The organism is Kutzneria buriramensis (assembly GCF_003387475.1).
In the GTDB taxonomy this organism is placed as follows: Bacteria; Actinomycetota; Actinomycetes; order Mycobacteriales; family Pseudonocardiaceae; genus Kutzneria; species Kutzneria buriramensis.
The window spans coordinates 330,980-346,931 of record NZ_QUNO01000005.1 but is presented as its reverse complement, the minus strand read 5'-3'; the positions used below and the strand labels follow the sequence as shown (position 1 = coordinate 346,931).

At 70.9% G+C, this 15,952-nt stretch carries 14 protein-coding genes; 12 read left to right on the top strand and 2 right to left on the bottom strand.

Features of this window, described 5'->3' with window-relative positions; translation table 11 throughout:
- Window positions 1-131: 131 nt before the first annotated feature.
- Window positions 132-1,784: a PucR family transcriptional regulator gene (locus BCF44_RS16855; RefSeq protein WP_246015161.1), complete on the bottom strand. Its 1,653-nt coding sequence runs from the start codon at window positions 1,782-1,784 to the stop codon at window positions 132-134.
- A gap of 245 nt (window positions 1,785-2,029) precedes the next feature.
- On the opposite strand from BCF44_RS16855, the gene BCF44_RS16850 reads away from it, so the two are divergent.
- From BCF44_RS16850 to BCF44_RS16795, 12 genes are all read left to right on the top strand, one after another.
- Window positions 2,030-2,476, top strand: a complete 447-nt coding sequence (locus BCF44_RS16850) for an Hsp20/alpha crystallin family protein (RefSeq protein WP_116175228.1) — start codon at window positions 2,030-2,032, stop codon at window positions 2,474-2,476.
- 11 nt (window positions 2,477-2,487) lie between these two features.
- Complete coding sequence (locus BCF44_RS16845) at window positions 2,488-2,994, top strand: general stress protein (protein ID WP_116175227.1); 507 nt, start codon at window positions 2,488-2,490, stop codon at window positions 2,992-2,994.
- Complete coding sequence (gene dnaK / locus BCF44_RS16840; protein ID WP_116175226.1) at window positions 2,994-4,853, top strand: molecular chaperone DnaK; 1,860 nt, start codon at window positions 2,994-2,996, stop codon at window positions 4,851-4,853. Before BCF44_RS16845 ends, dnaK begins: the two co-directional genes overlap by 1 nt.
- 8 nt (window positions 4,854-4,861) lie before the next feature.
- Window positions 4,862-5,392, top strand: coding sequence for a nucleotide exchange factor GrpE (locus BCF44_RS16835; protein ID WP_116175225.1), 531 nt, complete (start codon window positions 4,862-4,864; stop codon window positions 5,390-5,392).
- 6 nt (window positions 5,393-5,398) lie between these two features.
- Window positions 5,399-6,253: a DnaJ C-terminal domain-containing protein gene (locus tag BCF44_RS16830; protein ID WP_116175224.1), complete on the top strand. Its 855-nt coding sequence runs from the start codon at window positions 5,399-5,401 to the stop codon at window positions 6,251-6,253.
- On the top strand, window positions 6,253-6,549 hold the full coding sequence (locus BCF44_RS16825; RefSeq protein ID WP_116175223.1) for a chaperone modulator CbpM: 297 nt from the start codon (window positions 6,253-6,255) through the stop codon (window positions 6,547-6,549). Before BCF44_RS16830 ends, BCF44_RS16825 begins: the two co-directional genes overlap by 1 nt.
- A complete protein-coding gene (clpB, locus tag BCF44_RS16820) occupies window positions 6,540-9,152 on the top strand; it encodes an ATP-dependent chaperone ClpB (protein ID WP_116175222.1) in 2,613 nt (870 codons plus the stop codon). The genes BCF44_RS16825 and clpB overlap by 10 nt, the downstream gene beginning before the upstream one ends.
- Window positions 9,149-9,592: a thioredoxin gene (gene trxA, locus BCF44_RS16815; RefSeq protein WP_116175221.1), complete on the top strand. Its 444-nt coding sequence runs from the start codon at window positions 9,149-9,151 to the stop codon at window positions 9,590-9,592. The genes clpB and trxA overlap by 4 nt, the downstream gene beginning before the upstream one ends.
- 61 nt (window positions 9,593-9,653) lie before the next feature.
- Window positions 9,654-9,917, top strand: a complete 264-nt coding sequence (locus BCF44_RS16810) for a UBP-type zinc finger domain-containing protein (protein WP_116175498.1) — start codon at window positions 9,654-9,656, stop codon at window positions 9,915-9,917.
- Window positions 9,914-11,593 carry an FAD-dependent oxidoreductase gene (locus BCF44_RS16805; RefSeq protein ID WP_246015159.1) on the top strand — a complete coding sequence of 560 codons (1,680 nt, stop codon included), beginning with the start codon at window positions 9,914-9,916 and terminating at the stop codon, window positions 11,591-11,593. The genes BCF44_RS16810 and BCF44_RS16805 overlap by 4 nt, the downstream gene beginning before the upstream one ends.
- Window positions 11,593-12,045 carry a DUF1931 family protein gene (locus tag BCF44_RS16800; protein WP_116175219.1) on the top strand — a complete coding sequence of 151 codons (453 nt, stop codon included), beginning with the start codon at window positions 11,593-11,595 and terminating at the stop codon, window positions 12,043-12,045. Before BCF44_RS16805 ends, BCF44_RS16800 begins: the two co-directional genes overlap by 1 nt.
- 135 nt (window positions 12,046-12,180) lie before the next feature.
- A complete protein-coding gene (locus tag BCF44_RS16795) occupies window positions 12,181-12,417 on the top strand; it encodes a hypothetical protein (RefSeq protein WP_116175218.1) in 237 nt (78 codons plus the stop codon).
- A 465-nt stretch (window positions 12,418-12,882) separates the two neighbouring features.
- On the opposite strand, the gene BCF44_RS16790 is transcribed toward BCF44_RS16795, so the two are convergent.
- The gene (locus BCF44_RS16790; RefSeq protein WP_116175217.1) at window positions 12,883-15,750 is read right to left on the bottom strand and encodes an ATP-binding protein; all 2,868 of its coding nucleotides are present in this window, start codon (window positions 15,748-15,750) and stop codon (window positions 12,883-12,885) included.
- Window positions 15,751-15,952 lie beyond the last annotated feature (202 nt).

Genomic DNA, 15,952 nt, shown 5'->3' with positions numbered 1-15,952 from the left:
AGTGGTCCGGCGGCTGGTAGTAGGGGTTCCCCAGCAGCACCCCGCACAGCAGTGCCCACGGATCTCGTCGATCGAGATGCGCTCCGGCCTCGCGGTTGCGCTCGCCTCGCTGGCCATCCACGCCTTTCCGTTCACTCCATCTCGCGCATCACCTGCCAGGCACGGGTCGCCACGTGCAGGTTGAGCCTGCTGTCGACATCGTTGAGATCGAGCTCGGTGATCTTCCGGATCCGGCCGAGGCGGTAGCGCAGTGTGCTGCGGTGGATGGTCAGCGCGGCCGCCGTCTCATCGTAGCTACCGCCGCATTCGAGGTAGTGGAACAGCGTTCGCACCAGGTCGGCGCGCTTGTGGCGGTCGTAGTCCAGCAGCGGCCCCAGCCATTCCCGGACGAAAGCCACAATCTCGACACGGTTCTGCCCCGTGTCCAGCAATCGGTAGACCCCCAGCTCGTGGTACGCGGTGACGCCGTTGGGGGCGCGGGAATGCCGCCGGATGTCCAGTGCCCGACTCGCCTCGCGGTAGGACCGCGGGACGTCGGCCAGGCCGTCGCAGGGACCACCGATGCCGATGGCACCGTCCGGGCTGTCGAGCACTTCCGCCAGGACGCGATGCATCGCGTCGCCGTCCGGGCGGCCGGACACGATCAACACCGTGGCCTCGGACCGGCGCGCACAGAGCGCGCGCAGGCCGAGCGCGGACACCATCTGACCGATGGCCTCGTCGGTGGTCGGCCCGGACCAGCGCAGTACGACGACGTGATGCGGGCCGCGAAGGTCGTAGCCGACAGCGTCGGCGCGGGCGTACACGCTGTCGTCGTCGACGCCGGCGATCAGGTCGTCCACCAGCTCGCGATGCACCCGCAGCTCGACCTCGGCCAGGTTGCGCTGGTGCGCCAGTTCCAGCGAGAGCACGGTGGTGGCGTACTCCAGAGCGAACATCTCGTGCCGGCCGACGGTCCCGGCCGGGTCGATCAGCGCCAGCACGCCCAGCACCTCGTGGCGCGGCCGGACCACGGACACCACCCGATCGCGGACCCGGACCGGGTGCGGTGTCGTCGCGGCCTGCCGTAGCAGTTCCGTGCGCTCAGCCGCGCCCGGCTTGGGATACGGGTCCAGTCGCCCCGGTCCGCTCCACATGCGCAGATTGCCGAACTTGTCCTCGATCACCACCGGCAGCGCCGTCAACCGGTGCAGCGCGTCGGCGATGCCCGCGTCGCCGGCGCCGGAGGCGGACACGCGGTTGAGCTCGTCGTGCACGGCGGTCCGCCGTTCGAGCCGCGCGACCACCGCGGACAGCTCCGTGTTGAGATCGTGCAGGTCGTCGATGTGGGCCCGCTCGCGGCGGCGCAGCGAGGCATTCGCCAGCGCGCCGGCCAGCTGCTGCCCAAGTGCCCTGAGCAGGAAGACCTCATCCGGTGACGGGCCGTGTGCGGCTTTCACCACCAGACGGCCGATGTCGCCGCCCAGCCCGGTCAGCGGATAGGCCCAGCGCCACATGCCGTCCGCCATGACGATCTCGCCGCCGGCCTCGCCCAGGTCGCGGACGTGCCGGTCCAGCTCGGGATCCAGCGCCGGACCGCGTGGCACCGGCTCCAGTAGGCCGTCCGCGACGACGTAGACGGCCACCACCTCACCGGCGCCCAGCGACGGCACGGCGGTGACGGCGAGCTCGACGATGGCGTCGACCTCCCGGCCGTCGAACATCATCGTGGAGATCGCGAGCAGTCCGGCCACGCCCGCCAGCTGCTGTTGCCACCAGCCGCCCGGCCCGCCTTGGCCATGCACCGAGATCGCGATCCTCCGTACGCCCCTCACCTAGGACCCTACTCGCCGCAACCCGACCCGGCAGGGTGATCACGCACCGGAAGTTCGACCTCGCAGGCGCAGGCGGCCACCCCCGTTCCGGTGCCAGGGTTGTCACTGCCGCAGGTGCCGTGCCCGGAGCGAGAAGCCAGAGAAGGCAACGAAAACGCGGACGTGAGCAGTGCTACCGGCGACAGACCCGACGCGGACAACCAAGGAGTGACACCGTGACACTGATGCGTTTTGATCCGTTCCGCGACCTGGACCGGCTGACCGAGCAGGCCTTCGGTCGCGGCGCCCGGGCGATGCCGATGGAGGCGTTCCGCCGGGGCGACGAGTTCGTGGTCGCGCTGGACGTTCCCGGCGTCGACCCGGCCGATGTGGACGTCACCGTGGAGCACAACGTGGTGAGCGTGCGCGCTGGTCGCCGCCCGCTGCACGCGGACGGTGACGAGCTGGTGATCGACGAACGGCCGCAGGGCGAGTTCAGCCGGCAACTGTTCCTTGGCGACAACCTCGACAGCACCAAGCTGTCCGCCAACGTGGATCGAGGTGTCCTCATGATCACCGTGCCGGTCGCCGAGTCGAGCAAGCCCCGTCGGGTGGAGATCGGTCACGACACCGCCGAACGCCACACCATCGAGACCGGTTCCCGCGAGCCGGCACACGCCTAGAAGGAGTGAAGATGGCCGCGCAGCAGGGCGCGCCTGCGCCCACCACACCCCAGCACGAAAGCGGATACCGCACGACGATCGCCGAATACCCCGCCTACGGCGACGCTGAACGGGCGGTGGAGTACTTGACCGATCACGAGTTCCCAGTCGAGCGGGTCGCCATCGTCGGCACCGACGTGCAGCTGGTCGAACAGATCGTGGGCCGGGTCGACTACGGGGGCGCCGCACTGCGCGGGGCCGGTTCGGGGGCGTTCACCGGCGTGCTGATCGGCTGGTTGTTCGGACTGTTCAACTGGGTCGCACCGATCGTCGCGTCGCTGACACTGGCCGCGTACGGGTTGGTCATCGGCGCGGTGCTGGGCGCGGTCTTCGGTCTCGTCGCGCACGCGCTGCAGCGCGGCCGCCGGGACTTCGCCTCCGTGCGCGCGATGGTGCCGAGTCGCTACCAGGTGGTCGCCGACGCCGACGTGGCCGACCGGGCGCGCGCCCTGCTGGCCCGGATGGACGGGGGTCGGTGATGGCCAGGGCCGTCGGCATCGACCTGGGCACCACCAACTCGGTGATCGCCGCGTGGGAGGGCGGCGAGCCCGCCGTGATCCCCAACGCGGAGGGCTCGCGCACCACCCCGTCGGTGGTCGCCTACACGGAGTCCGGCGAGCGGCTGGTCGGCCAACTCGCCCGCCGCCAGGCGATCCTCAACCCCAAGGGCACCATCTACTCGGCCAAACGATTCATCGGACGCAGGTTCGACGAGATCGCCGAGGAGGCACGGGCGGTCGGCTTCGACGTGGTCGAGGGCGACGGCGGCGTGGTCCGGTTCAAGGTCCGCGGCAAGCTGTACGCGCCCGAGGAGATCAGCGCACAGGTGCTGCGCAAGCTCGCCGACGACGCCGGCAAGGCGCTCGGCGAGAAGGTCACCGAGGCCGTGATCACCGTGCCGGCGTACTTCAACGACGCGCAGCGGCAGGCCACCAAGGACGCCGGCCGGATCGCCGGCCTCGAGGTGCTGCGGATCATCAACGAGCCGACCGCCGCGGCGCTGGCCTACGGACTGGACAACAAGGGCCACGAGACCGTGCTGGTGTTCGACCTGGGCGGCGGCACGTTCGACGTGAGCCTGCTCGACGTCGGCGACGGCGTCGTCGAGGTGCGGTCCACGGCGGGCGACACCCACCTCGGCGGCGACGATTTCGACCGCCGGATCGTGGACCACCTCGCCGAGCAGTTCCAGCGCGACAACGGCATCGACCTGCGTTCCGACCCGCAGGCGCTGCAGCGGCTGTTCGAGGCCGCCGAGAAGGCCAAGGTCGAGCTCAGCTCGGTCAGCCAGACCAGCGTGAACCTGCCGTTCATCACCGCCGACCGGGACGGCCCCAAGCACCTGACCACCACGCTGATGCGGTCGGTGTTCGAGGAGATCACCCGCGACCTGGTCGAGCGCTGTCTCGAACCGGTCAAGCGGGCGATGGCCGACGCCAAGGTCACCGCCGACGACATCGACGAGGTGATCCTGGTCGGCGGCTCCACCCGGATCCCGGCCGTACAGGCCCTGGTCCGCCGGCTCACCGGCGGCAAGGACCCGAACATGAGCGTGAACCCGGACGAGGTCGTCGCGCTCGGCGCGGCGGTGCAGGCCGGCGTGCTCAAGGGCGACGTGAAGGACGTGCTGCTGCTCGACGTCACGCCGCTGTCGCTGGGGGTGGAGACCCGTGGCGGGGTGATGACCAAGATCGTCGAGCGGAACACCACGATCCCGGCCCGCCGTACCGAGGTGTTCTCCACCGCCGAGGACAACCAGCCCGCGGTGGACGTGGTGGTGCTGCAGGGCGAACGGGAGCGTGCGGCGGACAACCGGGTTCTCGGCCGGTTCCAGCTGACCGACATCCGACCGGCGCCGCGTGGCGAGCCTCAGATCGAGGTCACCTTCGATGTCGACGCCAACGGCATTCTCGACGTCACCGCGAAGGACAAGGACACCGGCGCCCAGCAGAGCATCACCATCAGCGAGAGCTCGAACCTGGACCAGGCCGAGATCGAGCGCATGGTGAGCGAGGCCGAGCGCAACCGCGCCGACGACGAACGGCTGCGCACCGAGGTCGACGCCCGCAATGCCCTCGACACCGTCGCGTACCAGGTGGAGCGGGCCCTCACCGACAGCACACCCGAACACGAGCGGGCCCGTGCGCAACTGCTGGTGGAACAGGCCCGTGACGCAGTCAAGTCGGAGGCGCCGCTGGACCAGGTTCGGTCGCTGACCTCGGAGTTGCAGCAGGTGCACGCGTCGCTGAGCGCGCCCCGCCACGGCGACGGCGACGGCGGGAGCACCTCGTCGGACAGCGGCGACGACGTGGTCGACGCCGAGTTCGACCGGGCGTGAGGGACGGCATGACCAATTCGGAGCGCGCCGCGGCGGACCACGCTGCCACCGCGGCCGATGTCGGGGCCGGCGCCGACGCGCGCCCGCAGGCGCCGGCCCCGACCTCACAGGCCCGGATCGAGGATCTCGAGGACCGGTGGCGCCGGGCGATGGCGGAACTGGACAATCTGCGCAAGCGCCACGCGGTCGAGCTGGGACGGGCGACGGCCGCCGAACGGGCTAGGGTCGCCGCGGCGTGGCTGCCGGTGCTGGACAACCTGGAGCTGGCGCTCGCGCACGCCGATGCCGACCCGAGCAGCATCCTGGACGGTGTTCGCTCGATCCGGGACCAGGCGCTCCAGATGCTCGCCACGCTGGGATATCCCCGCGACGACGAGACCGGCGTGCCGTTCGACCCGCGCCGGCACGAGGTGGTCGCCGTGGTCGACGACGCGGAGGCGGAACCGAACAGCGTGGTCCGGGTGGTACGGCCGGGCTACGGCGAGAGCGGCCACGAGCTGCGGCCGGCCGCCGTCGCGGTGGCCAGGACCCGGGAGTGATGGCCCGTGGCGACCGACTTCTACGACACGCTCGGCATTGCCCGAGACGCGACGGCCGACGACATCCAGCGGGCATACCGGCGACTGGCCCGCCGGTACCACCCGGACGTGAACTCCGACCCGGGAGCCGAGGACCGGTTCAAGGAGGTCAGCCAGGCGTACGAGGTGCTGTCCGATCCGGCGCAGCGCAGCCGGTACGACCAGTTCGGCGCGGACTTCCGTCGGGTTGCCGTGGACGCCGATCGGCCGCGCGGAACCTCAGCGACACAAGGTTTCCAGGGCATCGACATCGAGGACCTGCTGAGCGGACTGTTCCGTGGCCGCGGGCCGATTCCCGGCGCCGACCAGGAAGCCGTGCTCGAGCTGACCGTCGAGGAGGCGTACCGCGGCGGACACCGGCGGCTGACGCTGCCCGGCACCGACAGACAGTACGACGTCACGGTGCCGCCGGGAGTCCTTGACGGACAACGGATTCGGCTCGCCGGAGAGGGTGGGCGCGGCGCGGGCGACGCGCCGGCCGGGGACTTGTACCTGGTCGTCCGGATCCGGCCGCATCCGCGCTACCGATTGTCCGGCAGGGACATTCACCTCACACTGCCGGTGACGCCGTGGGAGGCCGCGCTCGGCTCGACGGTGCCGGTGACCACGCCCGGCGGCGAGGTGAAGGTCCGCGTGACCGCCGGATCGTCCAGCGGCCGGCGGCTGCGACTGCGCGGCGAGGGCATGCCGAATCCACGCGGCACGGCCGGCGACCTGTACGCCGAGGTGCGGGTGATGGTGCCCAAGCACCTCACCCGGCGTGAGCGCGAACTCTTCGAGGAACTCGCCGCGGTGTCCGAGTTCACCCCAAGGAGGACCTGATGGCCGCATACCAACTCGTCCGGCCGGTGGTGCTCAGCGCCGAGACGGTGGCCGCGCGCAGCGGGCTGCATCCGGACCTGGTCCGCCGCTACGCCGCGCTGGGTCTGGTGGAGAGCACGACCGACCGGTCCGGGCGGTTGTGGTTCCCACCGGCGACGGTGCCGGTGCTGGCCCGCGTGCAGCGGCTGCGCGACGGTCTGGCGCTGAACTACGCGGCGATCGGGCTGGTGCTCGACCTGCTCGACCGGATCAGGGTGCTGGAAGCCCAAGTCAGGAGCCAACAGCGATGGACATGAGCGAACTGACCGAGAAGTCGCAGGAGGCGCTGCGGGACGCGCAGGCCGTCGCGACCCGGCAGGGGCACACCGAGACCGACGCCGAGCACCTGCTGCTCGCCCTGCTCGACCAGCCCGACGGCCTGGCGCCCCGACTGCTGGAACGGGCCGGCGTCGACGTGTCCCGGTTGCGCGCGGCGGTGCAGGAGGAACTGGGCCGCCGGCCGAAGGTGACCGGACCGGGCGCGACCCCCGGGCAGGTCTACCTGACCCGCAGGCTGGCCGGGCTGCTCGAGTCGGCGGGCCGGGAAGCCAAGCGCCTCAAGGATTCCTACGTCTCCGTCGAGCATCTGCTGCTGGCGCTGCTCGACGACGGACCGGCTGGAAGGATGCTCGCCGACGCCGGACTGACCAGGGACAAGTTCCTCACCGCGCTCACCGAGATCCGGGGCAACCAGCGGGTCACCTCGGCCAGCCCGGAGGGCGCGTACGAGGCGTTGGACAAGTACGGCCGCGATCTGGTCGCCGACGCACGGGCCGGCAAGCTCGACCCGGTGATCGGCCGGGACGCGGAGATCCGGCGGGTGGTGCAGATCCTCTCCCGCAAGTCCAAGAACAACCCGGTGTTGATCGGCGACCCGGGCGTGGGCAAGACCGCCATCGTGGAGGGCCTGGCGCAGCGGATCGTGCGCGGTGACGTGCCGGAGGGCCTGCGCGACCGCACGATCTTCTCGCTGGACATGGGTGCCCTGGTGGCCGGCGCCAAGTACCGCGGGGAGTTCGAGGAGCGGTTCAAGGCCGTGTTGGCCGAGGTGAAGGCCGCCGACGGCCGCATCCTGCTGTTCGTCGACGAGGTGCACACCGTGGTCGGCGCCGGCGCGACCGAGGGCGCGATGGACGCCGGCAACATGCTCAAGCCGATGCTGGCCCGGGGCGAACTGCACATGATCGGCGCGACCACGGTGGACGAATACCGCAAGCACGTCGAGCCGGACGCCGCACTGGAGCGCCGATTCCAGCCGGTGCTGGTGGACGAGCCGACGGTCGAGGACACCGTGTCCATCCTGCGCGGGCTGCGCGAGCGGTTCGAGGTGTTCCACGGCGTCAAGATCCAGGACTCCGCGCTCGTCGCGGCGGCCGCGCTGTCACACCGGTACATCACCGACCGGTTCCTCCCGGACAAGGCGATCGACCTGGTGGACGAGGCATGCGCGCGGCTGCGCACCGAGATCGACTCCATGCCGGCCGAACTGGACGAGCTGACCCGGCGGGTGACCAGGCTGGAGATCGAGGAGGCCGCGCTGGCCAAGGAGGACGACCCGGCCAGCCGGACCCGGCTCGCCGACCTGCGCCGAGAACTGGCCGACCTGCGCGCGGAGGCGGACGCCAAGACCGCCCAATGGAGCGCGGAACGGCAGGCCATCCGCCGTGTGCAGCAGCTGCGCTCGGAGCTGGAACGGCTGCGGCACGATGCCGAGGAGGCCGAGCGCAACTACGACCTCAACCGCGCCGCGGAGCTGCGCTACGGCCAGATCCGCGAGCTGGAGCGCCGCCTGACCGGCGAGGAGGAGCAGTTGGCCGCCAAGCAGGGCGGCGCGCGGCTGCTGCGCGAGGTGGTCACCGAGGACGAGATCGCCGAGATCGTCGCCTCCTGGACCGGCATTCCGGTCGCCCGACTCCGCGAGGGCGAGCGGGCGAAGTTGCTGCGCCTGGACGAGATCCTGCACGAGCGGGTGATCGGTCAGGACGAGGCGGTGCGGCTGGTCGCCGACGCGATCATCCGGGCCAGGTCGGGCATCCGTGATCCGCGCAAGCCGATCGGCTCGTTCGTCTTCCTCGGCCCCACCGGGGTCGGCAAGACCGAGCTGGCCAAGACGCTGGCCGCGGCGCTGTTCGACAGCGAGGAGAACATGGTCCGGCTGGATATGAGCGAGTATCAGGAACGTCACACGGTCAGCCGGCTGCTCGGCGCGCCGCCCGGCTACGTCGGCTACGACGAGGGCGGCCAGCTCACCGAGGCGGTCCGCCGAAAGCCGTACTCGGTGGTGCTGTTCGACGAGATCGAGAAGGCGCACCCGGACGTGTTCAACACGCTGTTGCAGGTCCTCGACGACGGTCGCATCACCGACGCGCAGGGCCGCACCGTCGACTTCCGTAACACCGTCGTGATCATGACCTCCAACATCGGCTCGCAGCATCTGCTGGACGGCGTCACCGCCACCGGTGAGATCAAGCCGGATGCCCGGGACGCGGTGTTCGCCGAACTACGCCGGCACTTCCGGCCGGAGTTCCTCAACCGGGTCGACGACATCGTCCTGTTCACGCCGCTGGGACGGCCGGAGATCGAACGGATCGTGGAACTCCAGTTCGGGCAACTGCGCGACCGGCTGGCCGAGCAGGGCGTGTTCATCGAACTGACGGAGGCGGCCCGCAAGCTGATCGCCGGCCGTGGCTTCGACCCGGTCTACGGGGCCCGACCGCTGCGACGGTTCATCTCCCACGAGGTCGAGACCAGGATCGGCCGAGCGCTGCTGCGTGGCGAACTCGCCGACGGGCAGGTGGTGACGGTGGATGCGGAGGACGGCGAACTCGCCGTGCGGCTCGGGGCGGTGGCGGCGGCATGACCACGGTGGTGTGTGGCCACTGTGGACACCGCAACCGGCTGCCGCCGGCGGCCGCCGGTCGGCCGAGGTGCGGCAACTGCCACGAGCCGCTGCCGTGGATCGTGGACGCCGGCGACAACGACTTCGCGGAGGTCGCCGAGCGAGCGACGCTTCCCGTGCTCGTCGACCTGTGGGCGACGTGGTGCGGGCCGTGCCGCATGGTCAGCCCGGCCCTGGTGCAGCTGGCGACGGAGAAGGCCGGCGAGCTGAAACTCGTCAAGGTCGACGTCGATCGGGCGCCGATGCTGTCCGAGCGGTTCACCGTGCGCGCCGTGCCGACCTTGTTGGTGCTCAAGGAAGGTCAGGTCGTCGCACGGCAGGCCGGTGCCGCGCCCGTGCCGGAGCTGCGCTCCTGGTTGGACCGCGCGCTCGCGGACCGCAGCGAGGAGGCCAGGACATGACCACGAACCGGTTGCCGTCCCGGCTGACGGCCGTCGACGAACGCGGAGCGGAGGAGTGGCGATGACCGCGATCGTGGATCCGCATCTGATGTATGTGCGGAACGTGCTGCCCCGCACCCCTCAGGGCTGCGAGGAATGCCTGGCAGGCGGCACATCGTGGCTGCATCTGCGGCTGTGCCTGACGTGCGGGCACGTCGGCTGCTGCGACTCGTCGCCGATGCGGCACGCCAGCCAGCACGCGCACGCGGTCGGCCATCCGATCGTCGAGTCGTTCGAACCGGGTGAGAACTGGCGATGGTGCTACGTCGACCAGGCCTTCGTGTGACCGCCCCCGTGGGGCAGCCGCTGCTGGAGACGCCGGACCCGGACGGCGCATTCCCCCGACTGACCGACGAGCAGATCAAGACTCTGGCCCGACTCGGCTCCGTACGGCCGACGAGGGTCGGCGACCGGCTGTACGAGCAGGGTGCGCCGGCCGGCGACTTCTACGTGGTGCTGGCCGGAATGGTCGCCGTCGTCGAGGGTGTCGGCGCACGGCAGCGCATCGTGCAGGTGCACGGCCCCCGCCGCTTCCTCGGCGAAGTCGGTCTGCTGGAAGGACAACCGGCCTTCGTCGGCGCGGTCGTCGCGCAGCCGGGCGAGGTTCTCGCCGTGCCGCTGGACTCGCTGCGGCCGGTGGTGCTCGGCGATCCGGCGCTCGGCGAGGAGATCCTGCGCGCCTACCTGATCCGACGGTCGCTGCTGATCGGGCACGGCGCCGGCCTGCGGATCATCGGCTCATGTTTCTCGCCGGACACCCGGCGACTGCTGGAGTTCGCCGCCCGCAACCGGCTGCCGCACCGGTATCTGGACGTGGAGAAGGATGCCCAGGCGGAGACGTTGCTCACCCGGTTCGGCGTGCCGCCGGACGAGACCCCGGTGGTCGTCCTGGACGGCGCGGACCTGCTGCGCAACCCCAGCAATGCGGAACTGGCCAGGAGGATGGGACTGCGCCGACCGCAGCCACGGTCCGACCTGTCCGACCTGCTCGTGATCGGCGCCGGTCCGGCGGGACTGGCCACGATCGTCTACGGCGCCTCGGACGGGCTGACGGTCACCTCGGTGGAGGGCACCGCCACCGGTGGACAGGCCGGCACCACCTCCAGGATCGAGAACTACCTCGGCTTCCCGTCCGGAATTTCGGGCGCGGAGCTGGCGGAGCGGTCCACCATCCAGGCGGACAAGTTCGGCGGACGGATCACGGTGCCCGCGGAGGCGCTGACTCTTCGTCCGTGCGGGGGCCATCACCTCGTCGGCCTCGACGACGGCACGGAACTCACCGCCCGCGCGGTGGTGATCGCCACCGGCGTGCGCTACCGGCGACTGCCGGTGCCGGGCATCGAACGCTACGAAGGGACCTGCGTGTACTACGCGGCGACCGCGCACGAGGCCCGGACCTGCCGCACCGCGCCGGTCTCCGTCGTCGGCGGCGGCAACTCGGCCGGGCAGGCCGCGGTGTTCCTGGCGCACGAGTCGGCCCAGGTCCACCTCCTGGTACGCGGTGGCGACCTCGGGGACAACATGTCCCGCTACCTCGTCGATCAGGTGACTCGTCATCCACGGATCGCGGTGCTGACGCACACAGAGGTGCGGGACGTGGTGGGAGACGAGGACCTGCGGGAGCTCGTCGTCGAGAACACCACCACAGGCGAACGGCACGTCCTGCCCACCCAGGTGTTGTTCGTGTTCATCGGCGCCCGCCCGCACACCGCGTGGCTGGCCGGCGCGGTCGCCCTCGATCCGGACGGATTCGTGCTCACCGGCCCGGACGCGGATGGCCATCGGGATGACGACGTGTGGCGGCAGGTGCCACGGCGACCGCTTGCGTTGGAGACGACCCGGCCCGGCGTGTTCGCCGTCGGCGACGTGCGCCGTGGGTCGGTCAAGCGGGTGTCCGCCGCGGCGGGCGAGGGCGCGACGGCGGTGCGGATGGTGCACGACCATCTCTTCGAGGAGGACTGATGCCGGTTTTCAGCGTGACCCGCTTCGAGCGGTTCTTTCGCGCGGCCGCTGGGCTGCACATGGACAAGAGCGATCTCAAGCGGTATGAGGACTTCCTGGACCGGAACGTGCACGACCTGTTCGTGGCGGCCGGCGTGACCGCGAAGGCGAACGGCCGGGACGTGATCGAGCCGGCCGACCTGCCGATCACCAAGGGCCTTCAGGAATGCGTGCGCGAGTTCCGCAAGCTGGATGAGGAACTGGACGTGGCGCCGATGCTGGCGCAGGTGATCGCGCTGCCGCCGCCGTTGCACCAGACCATCAGCGCCGACGCGAGGGACCGGTTGCCGGACATCGCCGGCGGACTCAGCGTGGCTCTGGCGCACGCGTTCCCGCTCGTCGCCCCGTCCGTGAAGAACCCGCGTACCGCCGAGTGGGAACAGGTGTTCGCGCTGTTCGACCTGCTGCTGTAGACCGCGGTGTCCACTGCCGGCCGGTGGTTCGGCACCGCCGGCCGTGGACGTCCGGGAGCTCGTCGTCGATCTGTCCCACGCCGGGCCGCTGCCCAGCGCCCTGCTCGACCTGATGCGAGGGTGGAGACGAAGGTAGTGGCACACAACGGAACCTTCGAGAAGCGGGCGGCCGGTCTCCTACGCCGGCAGGACAACCTGCTGAGCCAGGCCGAGAACGCTGACCCAACGGACCCCTTCACTCGAGGGCTTCGCGAGCGCTACAACACGCTGATCGCCGACCACCAGCAGGTGCTGGACCAGATCACCGCTCTCGACCAGAGCGAATCCGAGTCGCCAAGTGCTCCCACATCCGACGAGCTCTCGGTCGTCTAGCTGCTCCCGCACTTGGCGATGAACCTCGACCGACTGCCGCCTGACCTGCGCGCTCGGCTGTATGAGCTGACCAAGCTCCGGGTCCACGTCGCCTACGAAACGGACAACGCGATGATTGAGCTCACGCTTCCCGGGGACGGTATAGGCGCCTTTGTAGCGGTCGCGGAACAAGCGCCACTTGAAGCGCCGCCGCGCCAGGAGGATGCTGGACCTGCGAACCTGCAGGTCAACGTTGGTGTGAATGCTGCTGGTGCCCCCGGCAGGACACGCCGGCCCGTCAAGCTATTGGGGGGGAGCCGCTGATCTGTGGGACTGTGGCGCTACACGCCGCCCAGCGTTGTCTCGCATGGTCGTATATGAGTACCGACCTGCGTGGATGGAGTTTTCAACACGCACAGCCACCACCAGCCGGAACACCACGCCATTGAGCGACAACGAACTACCCGAAACCCACAGAACGCCCTATCAGGCACGTTCGACGGACCCGTGACTGTCCGAGTTCGACCGGCCGCCGTGGATGTCTTTGCGCTCGGTGCCCAGTTTCGTCAGGACGCGGGCCACGTGCTTCTCGACGGTCCGTGGGGACAGGAACAGGGTCTGGGCGATGTCCTGGTTGGTGGCGCCGCCGGCGAGCAACTCGGCGACCTCCAGTTCCCGGGGCGACAGCTCGCTTCCATAGCCACGGCGTCCCGGTCGCCGCAACGCCTCGGCACCGAGTTCGCGCAGACGTTGGTGGCAGCGTGCGGCGTCACCGGTCGCGCCCAGCTCGGTGAAACCGCGCACGGCGTCGGCCAGGTGTGACGCCGCGTCCTCGGGACACACGCTGGTCAGGGCCTCACCACGGCGTTCAGCGGCCTTGGCTACTTCGTAGGGGCGGCCGATGTCCTGCCACCTCTGCTGCGCCTCGGCGAAGTGCTCCGCGGCCCGTGCCGGCTCGGTGGCGCGTCGCAGCAGACCCCGGGCCAGCGCCAGCTCGGCCATGGCGGCCGGCGCGTCGCGGTCGCTCAGGTCGGCCTCGGCCTCCGCCGCGAGTTGTTCGGCCGCCGCGGGGTGTCCACAGGCCAACGCGGCCTCGACCGCGACCGGCAGCAGCCCCCCGGTCCGAGCCCAGCAGCTCAGCCCACGCAGCATCGCCAACGCGGGCTCGACAGTTGTCCAGGCAGCCTGGGGGTCGCGCTGGGTGAGCCTGGCCATGGTGAGGGCGGCGGCGATTTCCAAGCTCTGGGCTGTCGCGTCACTTCCACGCGTCGCCGCGGCCGCGAAGTGGCCGAGGGCCTGGGAGCACCGGCCCTGGGCGAGGGCAAGGCGCCCCTGGCACAGCAGGCGGTCGATCTCGACCTGCCGGACATCGGCGTAGGCACGACCAAGGGCCGCATACTCGCCGTCCAGACCGGTCCAGCGGCCGGCCAGCCACTTGATGCGGAGCTCCGTGGTGCGAATGACACACTCGAACGGCCGGCGGTCCACGCCGTCGACCAGGCTCTCCATGTCGTCCACCAGGGCGCGGGCCCGCCGGTCGTGGCCGATCTCGATCGCCGTCGCACTGACGTTGCCCAGGGCGAAAAAGGTCAGGTTCAGTGCGACGCTATTCTCGGCTCGGCGCGGCATCCGGTCCACCAGCGGCCAGACGGCCGGATCGCCGTCCCGGACCATCAGGGTGAGGCGGACCGCCCGCGTCGCCATCCGGCTCTCTTCGTCGGCGCTGCCCCGCGCGGCGCGCTCGGCCCGGCCGAGCCAGTCCCAGGCGTGCGCGGCGGCGCCGTCCCGGTCGTTGAGGGCCAGCGCGAGCATCGCCCGCGCGGCCTTGTGCGGGAGCGTGGCCAGCTCGTCGACGGCGTGCTCGAGCTCGCGGAAACCGGCCGGGTCGGCGCCGACGTTGAGCATGAGCAGACCGAGCCCCAGGCGGATCTCGCCTCGGGTGGCGTCCGACAGCTTCGGATCGGCCAGCACGGCCCGCAGTTCGCGGACGGTCACGGCATACTCGACGCCGTAGTTGACGATCCGGGCCAGCGCCAGCGCGGTTCGGGACCGCCGCTCACCGTCCACATCGGACCGTTCCAGGATCTGGTGCAGCAGGGTGGCCGCGGTGCCGGCGTCGCCCAGCGCGACAGCTTGGTCGGCGGCCTGCTCGATACGGTCGAGCCAGCCCCGCTGGTCGCCGGTGGCCAGCGTGTGGTGCGCGATCTGCACCAGCGGCACCGGATCCTGGGTCTGGAGCGCCTCGATGGCCCGCTGGTGCAGGCGGGTCCGGCGCGGCCCGGGGATGTGCCGGTAGGCGACCTGCTGGGCTAGCACGTGACGGAAGGCGTACTTGCCGGTTTCGGTCTCGCGCAGCACCGCCGCCCGCAGCGCATCGATCAGTCCGTCGGCGGCCGCATCGCCGTCCAATCCGGCGACCGCGGCAAGCAGCGCCTCGGTGGCCGGCACGGCCAGCACGGCCGCCGCGTCCACGACCGCCGCCCCGGGCGGCGACAGCGCGGTCATCCGCTCGGTGACCGCTTCCCGCAGGCCGCTGGGCACCTCGGCCCGCTCCAAGTCCCCCACGTCCCGGCGTGCCTGGTCCCGCAACGTGATCAGGTCTTCCTCAGCGACCAGCGGCAGGCCCTCGCTGCGGCTGTGCAGCACCGCGCACAGCTCGGGCGTGGCCTGCGCGCCGAGCGCGGCAGCGGCCAGGTCGGCCACGTCGGTCTCGGTCAACGGCGACAGTCGGATCACCGTGCCGCTGGCGCCGGGCGGCGGACGGTAGGCCGCACCCAGCACCACCGACCCGTGCGAGAGGTCCTCGGCCCGGTAGGTGAGGACCAGCGCGAACTGCTCGGGCAGGTCGCGGGCCAGCATGAGCAGCAGCTCACGGGTGGCGTCGTCTACCCAGTGCGCATCCTCGATGACCAGCACCACCCGGCCGACCGCCGCCAGCACCGACCGCACGGCCCGGACCAGCTGATGGCGCGCCGCGCCCGGCCCCTCCGGTGTGGACGGCGCGGGCGGCAGGCGGTCGGCCAGGTCCGGCAGCAGCGGGGCCAGCGCGCCGGCCGTCGGCGGCAGCGCGTCCGGCAGCCACGGCCCGATCCGGCTGAGCGCGTCCACCACCGGCCCGTACGGCAGGGGCTCGCGCAGCGGGTGACAGAAGCCCGTCGCCACCCGCCAGCCCTCCGTCTTCAGGATCGCGGTGGCCTCACGTACCAGGCGGGACTTGCCCATGCCGGCGTCGCCCTCGACCATGACGACCGCCGGTGGCTGACGGACGGCGGCCAGCAGCAGGTCGAGTTCACGGCGGCGGCCGACGAACGCGAAGCCCCGGCCGAGCCCTGGAACTTCCTGCTGGGCTGCCACCCCATCACCGTCCTTTGCGGACACCCTGCCCTCGGTCGGTCACGCGCGGTGGCCGGCGAGTCGCTGGTTGGTCCGGCGTCGTCGGCCATACCCATCTTATTGCGCCGGCTACCCACTCAATGCGTCCCCCATTGTTTCGGCGTATCGCGGACCTGCATCGTCGGTGTCGTCCACAAGCACCATTCCCGGACGCTTCCAGAGA